The following is a 19,927-nucleotide window of genomic DNA, read 5'->3' on the forward strand; positions in this document are numbered from 1 at the left end:
TTATCACGTTGTTCGGGGACCGACCGCGGCGCACGCTGTGTCATGCAGCGCGGCCGGTCCTTTCGATCACTGGAATTCGGGTTCCTCGGCAACCTGATCTTCCTTGGCGGCAGCGTCAGGACGCGCACCAATGTTGAAGCCCAGATCATCGGAGGATGTGGACGGATCGTCGTCCTCTTCCTTCATGTCGATAGCCACGCCGTCGGCGTTGAGCACTTCGACATTCAGGGACAGGGACTGCATTTCCTTAAGCAGCACCTTGAAGGACTCCGGGATGCCTGCCGGCGGCAGGTTCTCGCCCTTCACGATGGCGCCGTAGACGCGCACGCGGCCGTCGACGTCATCGGACTTGGTGGTCATCATTTCGTGCAGCGTGTAGGCGGCACCGTAGGCCTCGAGGGCCCACACTTCCATCTCGCCGAAGCGCTGGCCACCGAACTGAGCCTTGCCGCCCAGCGGCTGCTGGGTGATCATGGAGTACGGGCCGGTGGAGCGGGCGTGGATCTTGTCGTCGACCAGGTGGTGCAGCTTCAGCATGTACATGTAGCCCACGGAGATCGGCTTCGGGAACGGTTCGCCGGTACGGCCGTCGAACAGGGTCGCCTTGCCGTCGGGGCCGACGAGCTTGTTGCCGTCGCGGTCCGGAAGGGTGCAGCTGAGCAGGCCCTTGATGGTTTCCGGACGGACGCCGTCGAACACCGGGGTGGCCACCGGAGTGCCCGGAGCGCCCTTTTCGGCGCCCTGCGGCACGTACTTCTTCCAAGCGGCCTCGGCATCCGGATCCAGGGAGATGTCCCAGCCAGCGTGCGCGATCCAGCCGAGGTGCAGTTCCAGCACCTGGCCAAGGTTCATTCGAGAAGGCACGCCCAGCGGGTTCAGCATGATGTCCACCGGAGTACCGTCGGCGAGGAACGGCATGTCCTCTTCCGGCAGGATGCGGGAGATGACGCCCTTGTTGCCGTGACGGCCGGAGAGCTTGTCGCCCTGGGTGATCTTACGGTGCTGTGCGATGTAGACGCGAATCATCTGGTTCACGCCGTTCGGCAGTTCGTCGCCGTCTTCCTCGGCGTCCTCGCGGGTGATTTCCTTGACCGCGATGACGGTGCCGGTCTCGCCGTGAGGCACGCGCAGCGAGGTGTCACGCACTTCGCGGCTCTTCTCACCGAAGATGGCGCGCAGCAGGCGCTCTTCCGGAGTCAGCTCGGTCTCGCCCTTCGGGGTGACCTTGCCGACCAGGATGTCGCCGGCTTCGACTTCGGCGCCGATGCGGATGATGCCACGCTCGTCGAGGTTGGCCACCGCGTCCTCGCCGACGTTCGGCAGGTCGCGGGTGATCTCTTCGGCGCCCAGCTTGGTTTCACGGGCATCGATCTCGTACTCCTCGATGTGGATGGAGCTCAGGGTGTCGTCCTGCACAAGGCGCTGGGAGATGATCACAGCATCCTCGTAGTTGTAGCCGTTCCACGGCATGAAGGCGATGAGCAGGTTCTTGCCCAGTGCCATCTCGCCCTTCTGGGTTGCCGGACCATCGGCCAGCACGGTGCCGGCTTCCACGCGTTCACCGTCGTGGATGAGCGGGACCTGGTTGTAGCAGGTGGTCTGGTTGGAACGCTGGAATTTGGCCAGCTTGTAGGAGCTGGTGGTGCCATCGTCGTTCATGGTACGGATGATGTCGGCGGACACGTAGGTCACCACGCCCGGCTTCTCGGCCAGGATGACGTCGCCGGAATCGACGGCGGCGCGCCATTCGGCGCCGGTGCCCACGAGCGGACGCTCGGATTCGATCAGCGGCACGGCCTGACGCTGCATGTTGGTGCCCATCAGCGCTCGGTGGCCCTCATCGTGCTCCAGGAACGGAATCAGGGAGGCGCCGACGGAAACCATCTGACGCGGGGAGACGTCCATGTAATCGACGGAGCTGACCGGCACATCGACCGCTTCCTCTTCGCCGACTCGGGCAAGAGCCTGCTTCTTGACGAAGTTGCCGTTCTCGTCGAGCTCCTGGTTGGCCTGGGCGATGACGTGCTCGGCATCGCGGTCAGCGGTCATGTACTCGACTTCATCGGTGACGTGGCCGTTGACGACCTTGCGGTACGGGGTCTCGATGAAACCGAACGGGTTGATGCGACCGAAGGTTGCCAGGGAGCCGATCAGACCGATGTTCGGGCCTTCAGGAGACTCGATCGGGCACATACGGCCGAAATGGGACGGGTGCACGTCTCGCACTTCCATGGAGGCGCGGTCGCGGGACAGGCCACCGGGGCCCAGAGCGGACAGACGACGCTTGTTGGTCACGCCAGCCAGCGGGTTGTTCTGATCCATGAACTGGGACAGCTGGGAGGTTCCGAAGAACTCCTTGATGGTGGCGTTCACCGGACGGATGTTGATCAGGGACTGCGGGGTGATGGCCTCGGGATCCTGGGTGGTCATACGTTCGCGGACCACACGCTCCATACGGCTCAGACCGGTGCGCAGCTGGTTCTGGATCAGCTCGCCGACCTGGCGGATACGACGGTTGCCGAAGTGGTCGATATCGTCGACGTCCACGCGCAGGTCAACGTCCTGGCCGTCGCGCTTGCCCGGGAACTTGGTCTCGCCCGCATGCAGGGTGACCAAGTACTTGATGGTGGCGATGATGTCCTCGCGGGACAGGCTGCGGTCGTTGACGTCCTTTTCCAGACCAAGCTTGCGGTTGATCTTGTAACGGCCGACGCGGGCCAGATCGTAACGCTTGGTGTTGAAGTAGAAGGAGTCCAGCAGGTTCTTGCCGGCTTCCGGAGTCGGGGTGTCGGCCGGACGGATCTTGCGGTACAGGTCGGTCAGGGCCTCGTCCTGGGTCTGCACGGTCTCCTTGGCGAGAGCGTCCATGACCAGCGGGTAGTCCTTGAAGGCGTCGGCAATTTCATCCTTGGTCATGCCGATGGCCATGAGGAACACGATGGCGGACTGCTTGCGCTTACGGTCCACGCGCACGCCGAGGACGTCGCGCTTGTCGATCTCGAACTCGAGCCATGCGCCACGGCTCGGGATGATCTTCGCGCCGAAGACTTCCTTATCGGAGGTACGGTCCTGGGAACGGTCGAAGTACACGCCCGGGGAACGCACGAGCTGGGACACGATCACTCGCTCGGTACCACCGATGATGAAGGTGCCGTGCGGGGTCTGCAGCGGGAAATCGCCCATGAACACGGTCTGGGACTTGATTTCGCCGGTGTCGCCGTTCTCGAATTCGGCGTTCACGTACAGCGGCGCGGAGTAGGTGTAATCCTTCTCCTTGCATTCCTGCACGGTGTGGCGCGGTTCTTCGAAGTACGGATCGGAGAAGGTCAGGCTCATGGTCTGAGCGAAGTTCTCGATCGGGGAGATCTCCTGGAAGACCTCGTCAAGACCGGAGGTGTGGGGCACGGTGTTGGTGCCGTTCTCCAGATCCTCCTGGACTCGCTTCTGCCAGCGCTCGTTGCCGATGAGCCAGTCAAAGCTGTCAGTCTGTACACCCAACAGGTAGGGTACATCAATGGGCTCGCGGATGGAGCCGAAATTCACACGGTCCGACGCCTTGTGCAGATCAATATCATGCTGGTCGGCGCGTGCGATGATGGTGGTGGTGTTCGTCGTAGCCTCAGCCAATGGACGTTCCTTATCGCTCGCTAATCGTATCGATATGTTTCCCCGGAAGCGCTCTCATTGGCCACCATATGCCTAGTACGCGGGCGCTTCTTCCTTGTCAGCGTGCCCGCTATATGACACGCATCTACGCAAAGTCATAAGAATAGCATAACCTGTAGATTTTATTCCACTGTGATGCCGACCGGCTCCGACTTGGTTTTCGCATGTCCTTTGACCGACAGTTGGGCCGAATACACGCCACGGTCCACGTTCGGCAGGTCCGCCGCGTCGGCGCATTCGCTGCCGGAACGCACGCCCGGCCAAGTGATCGTCTGCTTGACCTCGTCGCCCTTGGCTATCAGCCGGTAATCCGTGTCCACGGGGCATACGTTCGATTTCCAGACCACGTCCTTGCCCGACTTGATCGTCAGCACCATGCCCGCCTGGGACACGTCGATCAGACAGCCAGCCTTGCCGGAACCGTTGTATTTCACGGAAGCGGTGAAGTCCATCGTGCCGCCCACACCGAAGCTCGATGCGGCCGGAGTAAGCGACAGCGCGACGTTGGATGCGTCGCAATCGGGGACGCTGCTTTTCTGCTGTTGGGTCGGCGACGGCACCTCCTTGCGGGAGATCGCGTAAACATCGGCATGGTGGATTTCGCGGTTGACAGCGACGACGCCCTGCGTCAGCGAATACAGGCAGAATACGATGAAGCTCAGCACCAGCACCGTCGCGATACCGAAAACGATGCGGCGGCGGCGATACATCGCCTGCTGTTGTTTCGTACGTTTCTTACCGGTCCGCGGGGAGGTCTTGTAAGCCATGGCTCCCAGTCTAGCGTGTCATCCTCCGTGCGGCACCGCGGCCGCACGCACCACGCATGCCGTGTACGTTACACCGGCAGCCGCACCCCTCCCCCGGGCAGGATTTCGATCAGACCGTCCTCGTCAAGCGACGCGATGCATTTGTCCAGCTGCACGTGGTCTTTCCACAGCCGTTCGACGCTCTTGCGATCAAGCACCGTCTCGCCATCCGGCAGGCCGCGCAGCGCGTTCAGCACCAGCCCGCGCACCTGCCGGTCCGTACCTTGGAATCGTTGGCGTGGTCGCGTACGCCGCTGCCCCAATCCCGGTCTTCCGTTGCGTAGGAACGCGCATTTTCCGGCGATCGGACAGGCTTCGCATAATGGCGATTTCGCAGTGCACACCGTCGCGCCGAGTTCCATGACGGCCTGGTTCCACACGACGGACGGGCGATCGAAACGACGGCATTTCGCGGAATCATCGTCCGGCAGCAGCCGTTTCGCCAGCGCGCGTTCCGCGGGACTTGCGCTGCCGCCGAGCGATTCGACGCCGACGAACGCACGTGACAGCACACGGCGGATGTTCGTGTCGACCACCGCGATACGTTCGCCGAAAGCGAACGACAGCACCGCGCTTGCCGTGTAATCACCGATGCCGGGCAGAGCAAGCAATTCGTCGTACGTATGCGGCAGCTCGTCGGCGTAATCGTATGCGATGACGTGCGCGCATTCCTGCAATCGCAGGGCGCGCCGCGGATAGCCAAGCCGCCCCCATGCGGTGATCACGTCGGATTTCGGGGCGTCGGCGAGCGCGGCTGCGTCCGGCCATCGGTCCATCCATGCGGTCCAATACGGCACGACGCGGCCCATCTGCGTCTGCTGGCTCATCACTTCGGAAACGAGCACGCCCCACGGTGTGGTGCGGCCGAATCGCCATGGCAGGTCGCGCGCGTTGGTCTGCCACCATTGCGCGAGCGTCGTTGCGATTTCGTCAGCATCGGAAGCATCGGAGGTGACGGCGGTGGCGGAATCGGCAAAGTCGTCAAAGTCGGCGTCACGTACGGCGGTGTCGTATGTGGTGTTCGTGTCGTTCATCGTTCCTATTCTTAGCATTTATGACGAACGAAGAACATACCGATAACGCGCAGGGCGCAACGCGCGACGCCGAGACGCAGGCGGCCGAAGCCAAGGTCGAGAAGATGTTCGAATACGGGTACCGCAAGTCCAATTACGGCCCGGACGAACTGGTGACCGACGCGCACGGCAATCCGATTTCCGTGGTGGACGCGATGCTGAGCGCGAAGGACGCGGCGAAGGCGGAGACCTCCACCCCGCACCTGTGCTACTACTCCCCGCGTATTCCAGGCAACACGGGTTCCGCGATCCGCCTGTGCGCCGTGACGGGAACGATTCTGCACCTGGTGGAACCTTTGGGTTTCAATCTGCGGGATACCAAGCTGCGCCGTGCGGGGCTCGACTACCATGACATGGCGCATGTGGTGCTGCACCCGAATTTCGAGGATCTGGTGGAATCGATGCCGGATTCGCGCATCATCGCCTTCACCGCGCACGCCACCAAGCTGTACACCGACATCGAATACAGGCCGACCGACATCCTGCTGTTCGGTCCGGAACCGGGCAATATCCCCGATCCGATGGACATCATGGCCGGCCCGCATGTGGCCGAGCAGGTGCGTCTGCCGATGCGTCCTTCGCTGCGTAGCCTGAATCTCACCAACTGCGCCTCCATCGCCATCTACGAAGCCTGGCGACAGTTGAACTTTGCCGGCGGTAAGTAAAAACAGTTTTACAAACGCAAAAGAGCCCGGCCCTCCGTGCAGGAAGGTCGGGTTCTTTCGTAAGAACGTCAGTTCTTGAAGGAGTGGATCGGCGCCGGAATGCGGCCGCCACGGGTCACGAAGGCCTCGCAGCTGGTCTGGTTCACCGGAATGATCGGCGCGTAGCCCATGAGGCCGCCGAAGTTGGCCATCTCCCCTACGCCCTTGCCTTCCACCGGGATCACACGCACGGCGGTGGTCTTCTGGTTGACCATGCCGATGGCCGCCTCGTCGGCGATGATGCCGGAAATGGTGGCCGCGGTGGTGTCGCCGGGGATGGCGATCATGTCAAGGCCGACGGAGCATACGCAGGTCATAGCCTCGAGCTTTTCGATCTTCAGGCAGCCGTTGTTGGCCGCGTCGATCATGTTCTTGTCTTCGGAGACCGGAATGAACGCGCCGGACAGGCCGCCCACATAGGAGGACGCCATGATGCCGCCCTTCTTCACCTGGTCGTTGAGCATGGCGAGCGCGGCGGTGGTGCCCGGTGCGCCAACCTGTTCGAGGCCGATCTTTTCAAGCACTTCGCCGACGGAATCGCCTACGGCCGGGGTTGGCGCAAGGGAAAGGTCGATGATGCCGAATGGAATGCCGAGTCGGCGGGAGGCCTCCTGGGCCACCAGCTGGCCGACGCGCGTGATCTTGAACGCGGTGCGCTTGATGGTTTCGCACAGGAACTCGAAGTCCTTGCCCTTGGCCTCGTCGAGCGCGCGGGAGACCACGCCCGGTCCGGAGACGCCGACGTTGATGACCGCGTCGCCTTCGGTCACGCCGTGGAAGCCGCCTGCCATGAACGGGTTGTCGTCCGGGGCGTTGCAGAACGCCACGAACTTCACGCAACCGTAGGAATCATTGTCTGCGGTGGCGTGCGCGATGTCCTTGACGATGTGGCCGAGCAGTTCGACGGAGTTCATGTCGATGCCGGTTTTGGTGGAGCCCACGTTCACGGAGGAGCACACGATGTCCGTTTCGGAAAGCGCCTGCGGCAGGGAGCGGATAAGCATCTCCTCGGCCGGGGTCATGGACTTGGACACGAGCGCGGAGTAGCCGCCAATCAGGTCGACGCCGACCTTCTTGGCCGCGCGGTCGAGCGCGTGCGCGATCTTGACGAAGTCCTCGGAGCTCTTGCAGGAGCTTGCGCCGACCAGGGAAATCGGGGTGACGGTGATGCGCTTGTTGACGATCGGGATGCCGAAATCGCGTTCGATGGCCCGGCCGGTGGACACGAGGTCCTTGGCGTACGTGGTGATCTTGTTGTAGATGTTCTCGCAGACCTCGTCGACGCTGTCGGCTGCGCAATCCAGCAGGCTGATGCCCATGGTGATGGTGCGCACGTCGAGCTTCTCCTGCTCGATCATCTTGTTGGTCTCGTGGACCTCCATGATATTCAGCATGGTTTTTCCTTACGATTGGTACGATTCGTAGCTTCGGTTGCTTGCATGGCTTACGTGTGCCGCGGATCAGACGCGGTGCATCTTGGTGAAGATCTCCTCGCGCTGGCAGCGGATGCGCACGCCGATCTCCTCGCCGAGCTTGTCGAGGTCGTCGACGACTGTGCCGAATTCCTCGTCCGCGTTGGAATAATCCACAATCATCATCATGTTGAAGAAACCGTCGATGATGGTCTGGGAGATGTCGAGCACGTTGACCTGGTGCGCGGAAAGATAGGTGCAGACGCGGGCGATGATGCCGACAGTATCCTGACCGACGACGGTGATGATTGCCTTGTTCATGGAACTCCCTAAACGTGAGGTGTGAATATCCAGTTGCCGTCTCGGCAAATTGCCGGACGTGCCCTCAAGTATAGGAAAGGCACGTGCCAAAACACCCCTCTCTCCCGCTTTTCGCATTACATGGTGAGACGCCACACGCGCATGTCAGTAGTCAAACGTTTACCTAGGTCGTCACCGCCCACGGATTCACCCGCGCCGTGTCGCAACACAGCATGACATGCAACATCCGCCGGCAAATTACAACGCAGCGCACATATCGTGCCCATATCTCGCGCATATCGCGTACATACCCCTACACATACGGCAGCGGCCCCGCACCCGCCGTGTCACAAGGAACACGCAGGAACGGGGCCGCCGGATACGGCTCTACGTCTTAGCGCCAAATACCGTTCAATGCACGCGCATCAACCGCATCGATCTTGCCGGACGACGCGATGCGAAGCTCACCGTCGCCATCAGCGCCTTGGAACAGCATGCTTCCTGCCGTCTGACCGCCATTGAGGAACACTTCGACAACATTGCGGTCGAAGAACACCTCCACCTGGCGAACATCGGTGATGCCGCTGTCGAAGTCGACATCCTCCACCGCAGTGCCCTTGGCCACCAGGCGGGTCACGCCATCAGTGCGCTGCAGCAGCAGTTCGGTCGGCCTGCCGTCCTGCGGGTTGACGCCCTTCGCCAGCACCATGATGGCATCGGCATCATCCGCCAGATGCACGTTCGCATAGTATGCGTTGCCGGGAGCCGTAACGACCATATCCCCGCCATCGCCGTGCACGGCAAGACGCTCGCCGAGCAGCTCGCGGTACACTTCGCTCACCGGCTTGCTGTACAGCCTGCCGTCACGCACATGCAATTCGCGCGGCAGCGACATCATGCCGTTGGCCAGGCACGGCTGTTCGACACGCATCTCCGGAAAATCGGTGAACCAGCCGAATACGATGCGACGGCCGTTATCGTCGGCGAAGCTTTGCGTGGCGTAATATCCGGTGCCGAAATCGCACCAGTCGCTGGCCTTGACATCCAGTTTCGGACCATTATCGGTGTTCACCAAGTCGCCGGCATACCAACGCACCTGCTGGAAACGCCCCTGCTTGTCGCGGTAGTGCATCAGCGCGCCGACGGCAACGGTCACGCCGTCGACCTGGAACAGGTCAGGGCATTCGTAGGTGCGTGCGATCTGATGGCCGAAATCGGCGAGCACCGGCCCTTCGTAGCGCCATGTCACGTTACGCTTGAGCGGCTTCTTCGCGGAGAACAACGTCATGGCGGGAACGGTGGCGTTGTTCGGCTGGTCGACCCCCGGCTTGCCCTGAGGAGAATAAGTGAACCAGCCACCGGTATTCTGGGTGCTGATGCCGGGAACCGCACTATCGGCGGCGTCTGCGCCAAATTCCGATACCGGCAGATTGGTGGCGGTTACCATATAGGCACGATCCGGGTCGAGCGCCTCGCCGCCCATGCCGCATTCAACCTTCGGATCACGGAAGTCATAGCCAAAATCGTCATTCGCACGCAGCGCCACCGGCGATTCCACGCGAACATGCACGCCGTCCTCGCACAGGCAGGTGGTCTGGTATTCGGTGACGGAGGATTCGTCGCCGCGGGTTTCCAGATGACGGGTCAGGTACAGGCGGATGGCGTTTGCCTCGTTGCCGGCGACCGGATTGTCATGCTCGTCCACGGTCACGGCCGAACCGGAGAACGCGCCGCCGACGATACGCTCGTCGGTGTGCAGTTCGGGCTGCGGTTCCAGGAAGACTGGCAGATGAGTCCAATGCACCAGATCACGGCTTACCGCGTGCCCCCAATGCATATTGTCCCAGCCGAAACCATACGGGTTGAGCTGGAAGAACAGGTGGTAGCGCCCTTGGAACTGGCACAGGCCGTTCGGATCGTTCATCCAACGTGCGAACGGTTCGAAATGCGCGCCCGAACGCCCGAAACGGTTGTAGATCTGTTCCAGCGTGGGCTGTGCAGGCCAATCGGTGTCGCTTGGATTCATGTTCACGTAGCGAACGCCGTTGTCAAGCAGGTCATCGCATTCGGAAAGGTAGCCGAAGCGTACAACCAGGCCGCTTGCCGCCACGGTGACGGTGGATTTCTGCGGCACCGCAATGGAGAAATGATGCCTGCGTTCGGCGATGGGCATGGTGTGCGCCGCGATTGCGACGCCGTTGCCGTCCGCAACGGTGACGACGGCGTTCCCCTCGCCACAGCGTTCGGCGAACAGATCGAGCTGCCGGTAGCCGCCGGTTTCGACGGAGATGGAATAGGTATTCGACATAGTAGACCCCTCTACACGTGTGAAATGAATATGGAAAATGGATGGAAATACTCAAAGACGCAGTGCCGTCAGGAAACGATCGAATCGCGTTCGATGATGCGGCATCGCAACGGTGTCATCGGGCCGTTCTCCAAACGCCTGATCGAATCCTCACTGCGTGCAAGGCTTTCCGTGGCGGCTTCATCGTCGATCATGGCGACCAGCTGATGCACCGCTTCGAAGCCCATTTCGTAGTGAGGAAGCTCCAAGGTGGTCAACGCGGGCTTGAGCACGTCCGTAATGAGCGGCTGGTTGTCGATGCTGATCACGGAAACGTCTGTGCCGATGCCGACCGACCGCTCTCTGGCCGCCTCGTAGATGAAGGTCGCGCGCACATCGTTGAAGCAGAAGATGCCGTCCGGCTTGATCTCGTCGAACACGCGACCGGCTTCCGAAGCGGCGTTTGTGGCCTCTTCCACGTTGACGACCAACTGCTCGTCGAAGGGGATGCCCGCGTCCGCGAGCGCTCGGCGATACCCGGCGAACCGCTCCCCCTGGGCGATAATGGTGATTGAGGAACCGTAGTAAACGATGCGTTTGCAGCCGGCCTGAATCAGCCGATTGGTGGCATCGTACCCTGCCATTTCGTCGTCGGGGTAGATCGAGGGAATCTTGCGATTCTCGTCTTCGCTGTCGACGACGACCGTGGGGCTGCCTTCGAGTTCGGCGGGGATCTCCACAACACGGTGGTACATCATGGCATACAGGAAACCGTCCACGCGGTACTGCCGCAGGGCCGCGATCTCCTGGTTCTCCAGTTCCCGATCGTTTCCCGTGTTGACGGTGAGCAGAATATAGCCGAGTTTGCGCGCTGCCTCCTGCGCTCCCACCAGTACGCGCCCGGCATGTGGCGAGGTGGCGATCTCATCGGTGATAAAGCCGAGGACATACGACCTGCTGGTGCGCAATGTACGCGCCACGGAGTTCGGCTTGTATCCCATTGATTGGGCCGTTCCGCGCACTCGTTGCGCCACCGCCTTGCTGACGCGATTGCGGTCCTTGTTGTTCATGACCAATGACACGGTGCAACTGGAGACGCCGGCCTCTTTTGCGATGTCTTTGATCGATACCAATGGTTTTGCCTTGTCTGCTTGGCGGCTTTGTGAAGCGGATTCCATTGTATGCCCGCCTTTCTTTGGCGACACTCTGCCGTTCAGCTTTTCGCGTATCGGATGCCCGGCTGCTCCCGGTCATGGATGTCCATTCCCGGAATCCGGCCGAACGAGTACACGATCCACGCAGTGCAGAACATCGGCAGCGACATGCCGAACACCATGAGCAGACCCGGCCATTGCGCCCAGGCAAGGATCGCCAGCAGTGCGAGTCCGATCTGCAGCAGGGTGCACAGCGGACGGGCCACGATCATGGTCAGTGTTGTGCGGACGATCCACAGCGGACGTTCGTCATAGTTCGCGCGCACCACCCAGACCAGCATGGTGAAGGCCAGCAATACCAGTGCCAGCACGAACAGTACGCCGGAAACCGCCACGTCGAACGTTCCGCGTGCATGCCAGTTCATCATGTAGTAGTCGATGGCGAGCACCACCCAGCATACGGCCAACGGCCAGCCGAAGAGATTCGCCTGCTTGAGCTCGTTTTTCCATGCGCCGTGGAAGATGCCCCATACTTCCTTGGCACGCATCGACCGATCCTCAGCACGCAGCCACGTGCGGAACGTGGTTTGCGCGGCGGCGCAGGATGGGAAGAATCCCAGCACCACGGCACCCAGCAGTGTGTGCACGAGCATGGCGATGTTCACCACGAAGATCGTGAGCAGCAGACGGCAGAACCGTTCATAGGCCACGGAAAAACGAGCGAGCATGGCGAATCCCTTTCAATCAGCCCTTGACGGCGCCGAGCATGACGCCCTTGTTGAAGTACTTCTGCAGGAACGGGTACAGCACCAGCAGAGGCAGGGTGGAGACGATGATGATGCCGAACTTGATCTGGTCGGCCGCCTGCTGTTGGGCCGCGGCGTTGACGTTCGTACCGGTGCCTTGTGCCACCAGCAGCAACTGCTGCAAGACCACCTGCAACGGCTGCTTTGTGTCGTCGGTGATGTAGATCAAGCCTGTCATGAAGTCGTTCCAGTGGCCGACGAAGTAGTACAGGCCGATGACGGCGAGGATGGCGGAGCTTAACGGCAGCACGATCTTGAAGAAGTAGCCGAAGTAGCTCAGGCCGTCGATCTGCGCAGCATCATGCAGTTCCTCCGGAATGGAGGTTTCGAAGAAGGAGCGCGCCACGATCACGTTGTATACGGAGACAGCGCCGGGCAGGATGAACACCCACATGGTGTTGTTGATGCCGAGGGCTTTGTACAGCAAATAGTTCGGAATCAGGCCGCCGCTGATGAACATGGTGACGGTGAACAGGAACATGATGACGCGGCGCGGCTTGAATTCGCGGCGGGACAGCGCGAAGGCGCAGGGGATGGTCACGGCCATGTTGACCGCGGTGCCGACCACCGAGTAGATGATCGTGTTGAGATAGCCCTGCCAGATGCGATGGTTGGTGAACACCTTCGCATAGCCGGCGAAGGTCACGCCCTTAGGCAGCAGTGACACTTCGCCGCCGGCCACAGCGTTCGGATTGGAGAACGATGCGATGACCACGAACCACAGGGGGTAGAGCACTGCGACCACGGTGAACACCAGAAGCAGCACGATGACAAAGTCGACGGCCAGATCACCTGGCGTTTTCTTCTGACGTACATGCTTGTTCCAGGGAATATCGTTCTTGCTTTGGGCAACGGCCCCGGTTGTTGTTGCAGACATGATGACTGCCTCCTAGAAAATGCTCGTATCGGAAACGCGCTTGGCGATCGCGTTCGCGGTGATCAGGAAGACGAAGTTGACCAAGGTATTGAACAGGCCGATGGCGGTCGAATACGAATACTGGCCGTTAATAATACCGATCTTGTAGGTGTAGGTCGCGATGACCTCGGTGGCCGGCATATTCAGCGAATTCTGCATCAGGTAGATCTTGTCGAAACCCACGTTGAGCACGGAACCCATGTTCATGATGAGCAAGATTGCGCAGGTCGGCATGATCGCCGGCAGGTCGACGTAACGGATCAGTTGCAGACGGCCGGCGCCATCGATCTTCGCGGCCTCGTACAGCGAGGTGTCCACGCCGGCGAGCGCGGCCAGGTAGATGATGGAGTTCCAGCCGACGTGCTGCCAGACTTCGGAGATCCAGTAGACGGCGGTGATGGCGCTGGTGGAGCCCATCAGCGATTCGTCGCCGAAGAAGCGGCCCAGGATGCCGGAGCCCGGGGACAGGAAGATGTTGAGCATCGAGACGATGACCACCACGGAGATGAAGTGGGGCATGTAGGTGACGGTCTGTACGAAGCCCTTGATTTTCTTGGAGCCGATCTGGTTGATCAGCAGGGCCAGGATGATTGGGAAGATGAAGCCCATGACCAGCGTCCACAGGGAGATGCGGACGGTGTTGGTCATGATCTCGCCGAAGAGCGGGTTATGGAAGAACTCGTTGAAATATTTGAATCCTACGAACTTGCCGCCGGTCAGACCCTTGGTCGGGTCGAATTCACGGAAGGCAAGCTGGATGCCCCACATCGGCACGTAGGCGAACAGGCCGACGAAGAACAGGGCGGGAGCGGTGAGGATCCACAGCTGCCAGTAGCGGCGGAAGTGGTCGGCGATGCGATCGAGCAGACCTGGTTTCTTGCGGTCGGGAGCCGCTTCCATCGCCACGGTCCGTGCAGCAACGCCTTGCGATGTTTGTGCACTCATGTTGGTCTCCAATTTAGGATGATTGCTAGGGAACAAAAATGCGGGGTCCGGCGGCAGTCACGGGAGAGAAACGAACCCGTGCGATGGACCCCGCGGTATTACTTGGCTACTTGGTGTACTTGTCGTACCACTTCTGCCAAATCTTGATGTTGGCGTCGAGGCCGAGGGTCGGTTCGGACACCTTCTTCACGTAGGCATCCCATTCCTTGTCGATGCCGCCCTTCTGGACCCACTTCGCGATCTGGTTGTTCGCGTAGTTGGAGATGGCGGTGTTGTTGTTTTGCAGGGTGTTGGAGTCCTCGGTATTCGGGCGCACGTAAATCGGTACGACATCCTTGACGCCGTCGACGCGGTTGCGCGCCTCACGAATGGCCAAATCGGACGCAGTGACCTGGTCGGCGTTGGTGTCGTTGACCATCTTCACGTCGTCGCGAATCCAGCCACCGAAGCGGTCCTGCAGGGCGACGGCGCGGGTATCAGGATATTCGGCGTAGGCTTTAGCCTTGTCGATGGTGTACTGGTGGTCGCCGTCATCGGAGACGATATCCGGAATAGAGCCGAAGAATCCAGCCACGGAAAGCTTCTCGCCGTACATGGCGTCGATCACCTTGTAGATGGCGTCCTGGTTGGCTGCGTTCGGGTTGACGGTCAGGCCGGAACCGGAGTAGGCCCAGCGGCAGGCGTCCTGGGAATAATCCCACTTGACCTGGGAGTCGGGCGTGGAGGCGTCTTTCTTCAGCGGCGGCAGGGTGACGTACTGGTCGCCAAGCGCGTTGCCGTATTCGGAGTAGTTGGACCAACCGAAGGAGACGCCGGTCAGCGCGGTCTTGCCGTCACTGACGGTCTGCGAAGTGTATTGCGAGGCGTCGCGGGTGAGCACATCCTTCGGGATAAGGCCCTTGGCCATGAGTCCGTGCAGGTAGGAGACGACGTCCTTGAGCGCGTCGGAGGTGTAATAGCTCTTAACCTTGCCGTTGTCCACATAATAGCCCTGTTCGGAAGCGCCGCCGCCCATGAAGGAGGTGACCACGCCTTCGGAGTTCATCAGCGCCAGAGGGCTCCACAGGCCGAAGCCGAGGCTGCGGATATTCATCGGCACCTCATCGGCCTTGCCGTTGCCGTTCGGATCCTGGGTCTTGAATGCATCGAGCACGTTCTCGAGCTCGTCCCAAGTGGTCGGCATCTGGAGTCCCAGCTTGTCCAGCCAGGTCTTGTTGATAAACATGTGAGTGCCGGAAACCTCGTAACCCTTGCCGCGGTCGGAGGGCAGCATGGCGATCTTGGTGCCATCGGTAACGTACTTCGCAGCGCCCGGCTGGGCCTTGAGGAACTTCTTGACGTTCGGCATCTTATCCAGATGCGGCTTGAGATCCTCGAAGTAGGTGCTGTACTTGGCCGCATCCACCATGCTGAACAAGCTCAAGCCAATGTCCGGGAATTCACCGGCGGCCATCTTGGCGCTCTTCTGCTGACCCCAAGCGTTGTCGGCGACTTCCTGCCACTTGATGGTGCAGTCGCAGGCGGCTTCCAGATCCTTGGTGTACTGGGTGTCCTGCATCGGATGGTCGGTCACGTTGCGACGAACCAGAATATTGACGATTGGCTTGCCGTTCTCGTCTGTGGTGGCCTGCTTGTTGCCGCAGGCGGCAAACGTCGTGACCATAGTCGCGACTGCAGCTATTGATGCCAACAGGCGAACACTTCTTCGTGCCATGATTAGGCTCCTTCTTCCTTGATGTTTCCTCCTCGTACCGATGTAAGACGCACCGGTACGACCTCATCAGCCGCTTGCTTTGCGGTGATTAACACTATAAATCGTTAATCGTTTAATGTCAAACGTTAATCGTTTATCTCAATAGTTAGCGCTCTCATCAACCAGTCCCCCCAGCGTCGCAAACGTAAACTTCGGCTCCATACTGCCGTTCTTGCAGAACACCGGAATCACCCACATCGCGACACGCCGTTAATCGTATAACGTATCGTTTTTCATCAAATACACGTACAACCCGTCCGTTGTACGCACAAAAGCGTAGCCGAACATGACGGCCACCAAGTCGACACGTCGCTACTTACGAAAGGTGCTCCCCTCCTTCAGAAAAGAAGGAGGGGAGCACGAATACGATCACAGACAGCATCAGGCCAAACACGTAGCCGCACCGGGAGCCGGGATGAAGCATTCGGCATCGTACCTGCTGGTCATCGCTGTGGGATACGCTGGTGCGCCATCTGGTCCACAAGTAAATCGTGCAAAACGCGCGTTGGCGCACGTCCTTTTTCATGGGCGTGCGCCAACGCGCATTTTTGCATCGGCTTCTGCGATCAGGCCTCGCGGCTCGCGGAAGCCGCAGCGAACGCCGGCAAGGCGCGAGGCGCGTTGAAGCCTTCCTTTTCGAAGCGGTCAGCAATCTTCTGTGCGATCTCGTGACCCTGACCCTTGTCCACCAACGCGATGATGGAGCCGCCAAAGCCGCCGCCGGTCATACGTGCGCCGTACGCGCCGTTGACACGAGCCACATCCACGGCAATATCCAGCTCGGGCACAGTCACTTCATAATCCGCAGCGAGCGAATCATGAGACGCGTTGAACAGTCGGCCTGCCTCGTCGATCTTGCCGTTGGCGAAGGCACGCACGAAGGAGTTGACACGGGCGATTTCGGTGATGACGTGGCGCACGCGCTTCTTCATCGTGTCGTCTTCCAGCTTGTCGAGCGTTTCCTTGAGCGCCTGGAACGGATCGTCGGACTTGGCGATGCTGTCGGCGACCACACGCAGGTTGGCCACGCCGAGGATTTCGGCAGCCTTCTCGCAAGTGGCACGACGCTGGGCATACTGGCCGTCGTTGAGCTGATGCGGAGCCTGAGTGTCAAGCACCAGCAGTTCCAGACCGTACTTGTCGAGATCGAATTCCTGCTGGGAGACGTTCTCCAGCGGGCTCAGCTCTGGACGGCAGTCAAGACGCAACGCATGGCCGAAAGTGCAACGCATGGATGCGTTCTGGTCGAGACCACCGGTGGACGCGCCCGCCATGTCGTTTTCCGACTTGATGGCGGCGTTGATCAGCGTCACACGACCGGCATCGGATGCGCCATAACCCAAACCGTACACATCATCCAGCGCCAAGGCGGTGGAGCAGGTCATGGCTGCGGAGGAGCTCAGACCGGATCCGAGCGGCACGCAGGAGGAGAATGCCGCGTCGAAGCCCTGCACCGCATCGAAGCCGGCTTCGCGCAATGCCCAGGCAACGCCTACCGGGTAGGCGGCCCAGCCTTCCACACCACCGGCCTGCAGACCATCGAGGTCGGCTTCGGTAACGTTTCCGGAATCAACGTCGGAAACCACGCGCACCTTGGTGTCTTCACGCGGCTTGAGCGCGATGAACGTGCGGTGCGGCAGTGCGATCGGCAGGCACAGGCCCGCGTTGTAGTCGGTGTGTTCGCCAATCAGGTTCACACGGCCCGGTGCGGCCCATACGCCAGCCGGTTCCTCACCGTAGGTGGCTCGGAACAGGTCGGTCGCGTTCTTCACACCCTCGTCATGCGAGAGCGGCTCAATGAATTCAACAGCAGTCATTGGTGTTTTGTCCTTTGGGTTTTATTGGCTTTCAGCCTTCGATATCGATTGGTCCGAGCTCGTGGAAGCGCTTGGCGATGAGTTCCGGCGTGGTGTCGGACACCCATGCGGCCATGCCTGATTCGGAGCCGGCCAGATACTTGATTTTGTTGGCGGCGCGGCGGAACGAGAAGAACTGCAGGTTGAGGCGGTAGTTTTCGCGGCGCTTGTCGTGGATCGGGGCCTGATGCCATGCTGCGATGTACGGCAGGTCCATGCCCTTGCCGTCACCCTTGTCGAAGAACGCGTTGCCGCGCTTGAGCAGGGTGGAGTACATGACGGCCAGATCCCAACGCTCCTGATCGTTGAGCTCGTCGAGGGTGAGCACGTCACGCACCGGGGCCACATGCACCTCGAGCGGCCAGCGTGCCGCGGCCGGCACATAGGCGACCCAACTGTGGTTGCGCATGACGATGCGCTCCCCGGCCTCGATTTCGGAGTTCATGAGATCCTTGAGCAGGTTGCCGCCGGTCTTCTCATGGTAGGCTTCGGTCTGCTTGAGTTCGGCTTCCATCTTCGGTGCGATGAACGGATAGCAGTAGACCTGGCCGTGAGGGTGCGCCAGGGAGACGCCGATTTCCTGACCGTGGTTCTCGAACGGGAAGATCTGCTCGATGCCCTCCATCTTGGAGATTTCGGCGGTACGGAACGCCCATGCCTCCACGACGGTGCGCAGGCGGGAGACCGGCAGGTCCGCCGGCAGGCCGTTTTCGTCCGGGTCGAAGCAGATCACTTCGCAGCGGCCTGCGGCGAGCTTCTTCTCCCACAGCGGGTTGCCGTTGACGTATTCCACGGCTTCGGAACGGCCCGGCACGCGAACCATCGACGGGAAGCGGTTTTCGAACACGACCACGTTGTAGTCGGTATCCGGCACTTCGCCATCCTGGTACGGATCGCCCGGCTTGCGCGCGGCCAGCGGATTGCCTTTGGCCGTCGCGCCCGGACCGGCGGTGATCGGACGGTTCATACGTGCGGTCGCCATCGGAATCCAATCGCCGGTCAGTGGGTCGCGACGCATTTCGGGAGCCGCATACGGCACTTCCTCGCCAGCGGCGTTGAGCTGGTTGGAGAAACGGTACGGAAGTTGGCGCGGATCCTTCAGTTCGCGAGTCTTGACGCCGGAGACGTATTCCGGATCGTCATCGAGATAGAAGAAGTCGCGGCCATCGGCAAGCGTGGTCGGCGTGATACGGATATGCTCCTTCGCATATTCTCCCGGAGTGTAGTTGACGAAATCACTCATGTGATTATTCACCTTCCTGAACCGGCTCGGCCTGGCGTGCCAGAACGAGCTCTTTGACCAAATCCCTTGTTTTCGACACCGAATCGGGGTCCAATCCGTCATCGGTGATGACCGTATCCACCTGGTCAAAACGTGCGAACAGCGACAGTGACGTGCAGCTCCACTTGGTGTGGTCGGTCAAAATTATCGTGCGATCGGCAATGTCCATCATCGCCATATCGGTTGCGGCTTCCAGCGAGTTCGGCATGAGGAAACCGCGCGGAATGGACACGGAATGCGTGCCCAGGAATACGGTGTTGACGCGCAGCGAGGCGACCACTTTGTCTGCGATCGGCCCGACGAGCGAGTTGGAACGGGTGGTCACGCCGCCCGTCACGATGACTTCCACGTCTTTCGATTCGAGCGCCTGCACCAGCTCCGCCACCGGAATGGAGTTGGTGAGGATGGTGATGCCGGACGATTGCTGCGATTCGAGCAGATGCTGCGCGAACACGTACGCCGTGGTGCCGCCGCCGATGGCGATCACGTCGCCGGGGGCCACGTATTTGACGGCTTCCTGTGCGATGGCGTCCTTCAGACCGATGTCCATCTGCGACTTTACGGAAAACAGCGGTTCGCTCAGCAGCGTGCTGGTGCTGACGGCACCGCCGTGCACGCGCTTCAGCAGACCCTTGTCCGCCAGATCGGCGATGTCACGGCGGATGGTCATCGCGGAGACGCCCAATTCCTTGGACAGTGCAGTGATGCGCACCGCACCACGGGTACGCAGACGGCTCAAAATCAAATGCTGGCGTTGCGACGAAATCATATGAACATTATCGCACATGTTCACTCAAAAATACAACTGAGTTGAGCGTTTCGCGCGTGTTTCGTGCAAAGCCGCACCACAATCGACTCAAATTCAGCCTAAAACGAACAAAAACGAACGTCCTATATGCCGCACCGACACACATCGGCTTTTGCCCAAAATGCCATGCGAAACCAATGAAAACGTGCGAGAATAAGG

Annotated in this window: 15 protein-coding genes; 1 reads left to right on the forward strand and 14 read right to left on the reverse strand. The window is 60.5% G+C overall.

Annotated features, from left to right (window positions below; genetic code table 11):
- Window positions 1-66: 66 nt before the first annotated feature.
- From rpoB to BAD_RS07005, 3 genes are all read right to left on the reverse strand, one after another.
- Complete coding sequence (gene rpoB / locus BAD_RS06995) at window positions 67-3,627, reverse strand: DNA-directed RNA polymerase subunit beta (RefSeq protein ID WP_041777404.1); 3,561 nt, start codon at window positions 3,625-3,627, stop codon at window positions 67-69.
- A gap of 161 nt (window positions 3,628-3,788) precedes the next feature.
- Window positions 3,789-4,433, reverse strand: coding sequence for a hypothetical protein (locus BAD_RS07000; protein WP_011743638.1), 645 nt, complete (start codon window positions 4,431-4,433; stop codon window positions 3,789-3,791).
- A gap of 68 nt (window positions 4,434-4,501) precedes the next feature.
- Entirely contained in the window at window positions 4,502-5,506 is a 1,005-nt protein-coding gene (locus tag BAD_RS07005; RefSeq protein WP_223895647.1) for an A/G-specific adenine glycosylase, read from the reverse strand.
- Window positions 5,507-5,526: 20 nt separating this feature from the next.
- Here BAD_RS07005 and BAD_RS07010 point away from each other — a divergent pair, with 20 nt between their 5' ends.
- Window positions 5,527-6,210, forward strand: coding sequence for a tRNA (cytidine(34)-2'-O)-methyltransferase (locus BAD_RS07010; RefSeq protein WP_080505103.1), 684 nt, complete (start codon window positions 5,527-5,529; stop codon window positions 6,208-6,210).
- A 68-nt stretch (window positions 6,211-6,278) separates the two neighbouring features.
- On the opposite strand, the gene BAD_RS07015 is transcribed toward BAD_RS07010, so the two are convergent.
- From BAD_RS07015 to BAD_RS07065, 11 genes are all read right to left on the reverse strand, one after another.
- Entirely contained in the window at window positions 6,279-7,643 is a 1,365-nt protein-coding gene (locus BAD_RS07015) for a PFL family protein (RefSeq protein ID WP_011743641.1), read from the reverse strand.
- A 66-nt stretch (window positions 7,644-7,709) separates the two neighbouring features.
- Entirely contained in the window at window positions 7,710-7,982 is a 273-nt protein-coding gene (locus tag BAD_RS07020) for an ACT domain-containing protein (RefSeq protein ID WP_003806738.1), read from the reverse strand.
- 373 nt (window positions 7,983-8,355) lie between these two features.
- On the reverse strand, window positions 8,356-10,269 hold the full coding sequence (locus BAD_RS07025; RefSeq protein WP_011743642.1) for a glycoside hydrolase family 32 protein: 1,914 nt from the start codon (window positions 10,267-10,269) through the stop codon (window positions 8,356-8,358).
- Window positions 10,270-10,337: 68 nt separating this feature from the next.
- Window positions 10,338-11,426, reverse strand: coding sequence for a LacI family DNA-binding transcriptional regulator (locus BAD_RS07030; RefSeq protein WP_011743643.1), 1,089 nt, complete (start codon window positions 11,424-11,426; stop codon window positions 10,338-10,340).
- Window positions 11,427-11,461: 35 nt separating this feature from the next.
- A complete protein-coding gene (locus tag BAD_RS07035; protein ID WP_011743644.1) occupies window positions 11,462-12,130 on the reverse strand; it encodes a YesL family protein in 669 nt (222 codons plus the stop codon).
- A gap of 16 nt (window positions 12,131-12,146) precedes the next feature.
- Window positions 12,147-13,085, reverse strand: a complete 939-nt coding sequence (locus BAD_RS07040; protein ID WP_011743645.1) for a carbohydrate ABC transporter permease — start codon at window positions 13,083-13,085, stop codon at window positions 12,147-12,149.
- Between the two features lie 12 nt (window positions 13,086-13,097).
- A complete protein-coding gene (locus BAD_RS07045; RefSeq protein WP_038444910.1) occupies window positions 13,098-14,069 on the reverse strand; it encodes an ABC transporter permease in 972 nt (323 codons plus the stop codon).
- 106 nt (window positions 14,070-14,175) lie between these two features.
- Window positions 14,176-15,783 carry an extracellular solute-binding protein gene (locus BAD_RS07050; RefSeq protein ID WP_011743647.1) on the reverse strand — a complete coding sequence of 536 codons (1,608 nt, stop codon included), beginning with the start codon at window positions 15,781-15,783 and terminating at the stop codon, window positions 14,176-14,178.
- Between the two features lie 605 nt (window positions 15,784-16,388).
- On the reverse strand, window positions 16,389-17,639 hold the full coding sequence (gene galK / locus BAD_RS07055; RefSeq protein WP_011743648.1) for a galactokinase: 1,251 nt from the start codon (window positions 17,637-17,639) through the stop codon (window positions 16,389-16,391).
- A gap of 31 nt (window positions 17,640-17,670) precedes the next feature.
- Window positions 17,671-18,921 (reverse strand): galactose-1-phosphate uridylyltransferase, encoded by a 1,251-nt coding sequence (gene galT, locus BAD_RS07060; RefSeq protein ID WP_011743649.1) that lies wholly within the window; start codon window positions 18,919-18,921, stop codon window positions 17,671-17,673.
- A 4-nt stretch (window positions 18,922-18,925) separates the two neighbouring features.
- A complete protein-coding gene (locus BAD_RS07065; protein ID WP_003806741.1) occupies window positions 18,926-19,729 on the reverse strand; it encodes a DeoR/GlpR family DNA-binding transcription regulator in 804 nt (267 codons plus the stop codon).
- Window positions 19,730-19,927: the final 198 nt, after the last annotated feature.

This window comes from Bifidobacterium adolescentis ATCC 15703 (assembly GCF_000010425.1).
GTDB lineage: Bacteria > Actinomycetota > Actinomycetes > Actinomycetales > Bifidobacteriaceae > Bifidobacterium > Bifidobacterium adolescentis.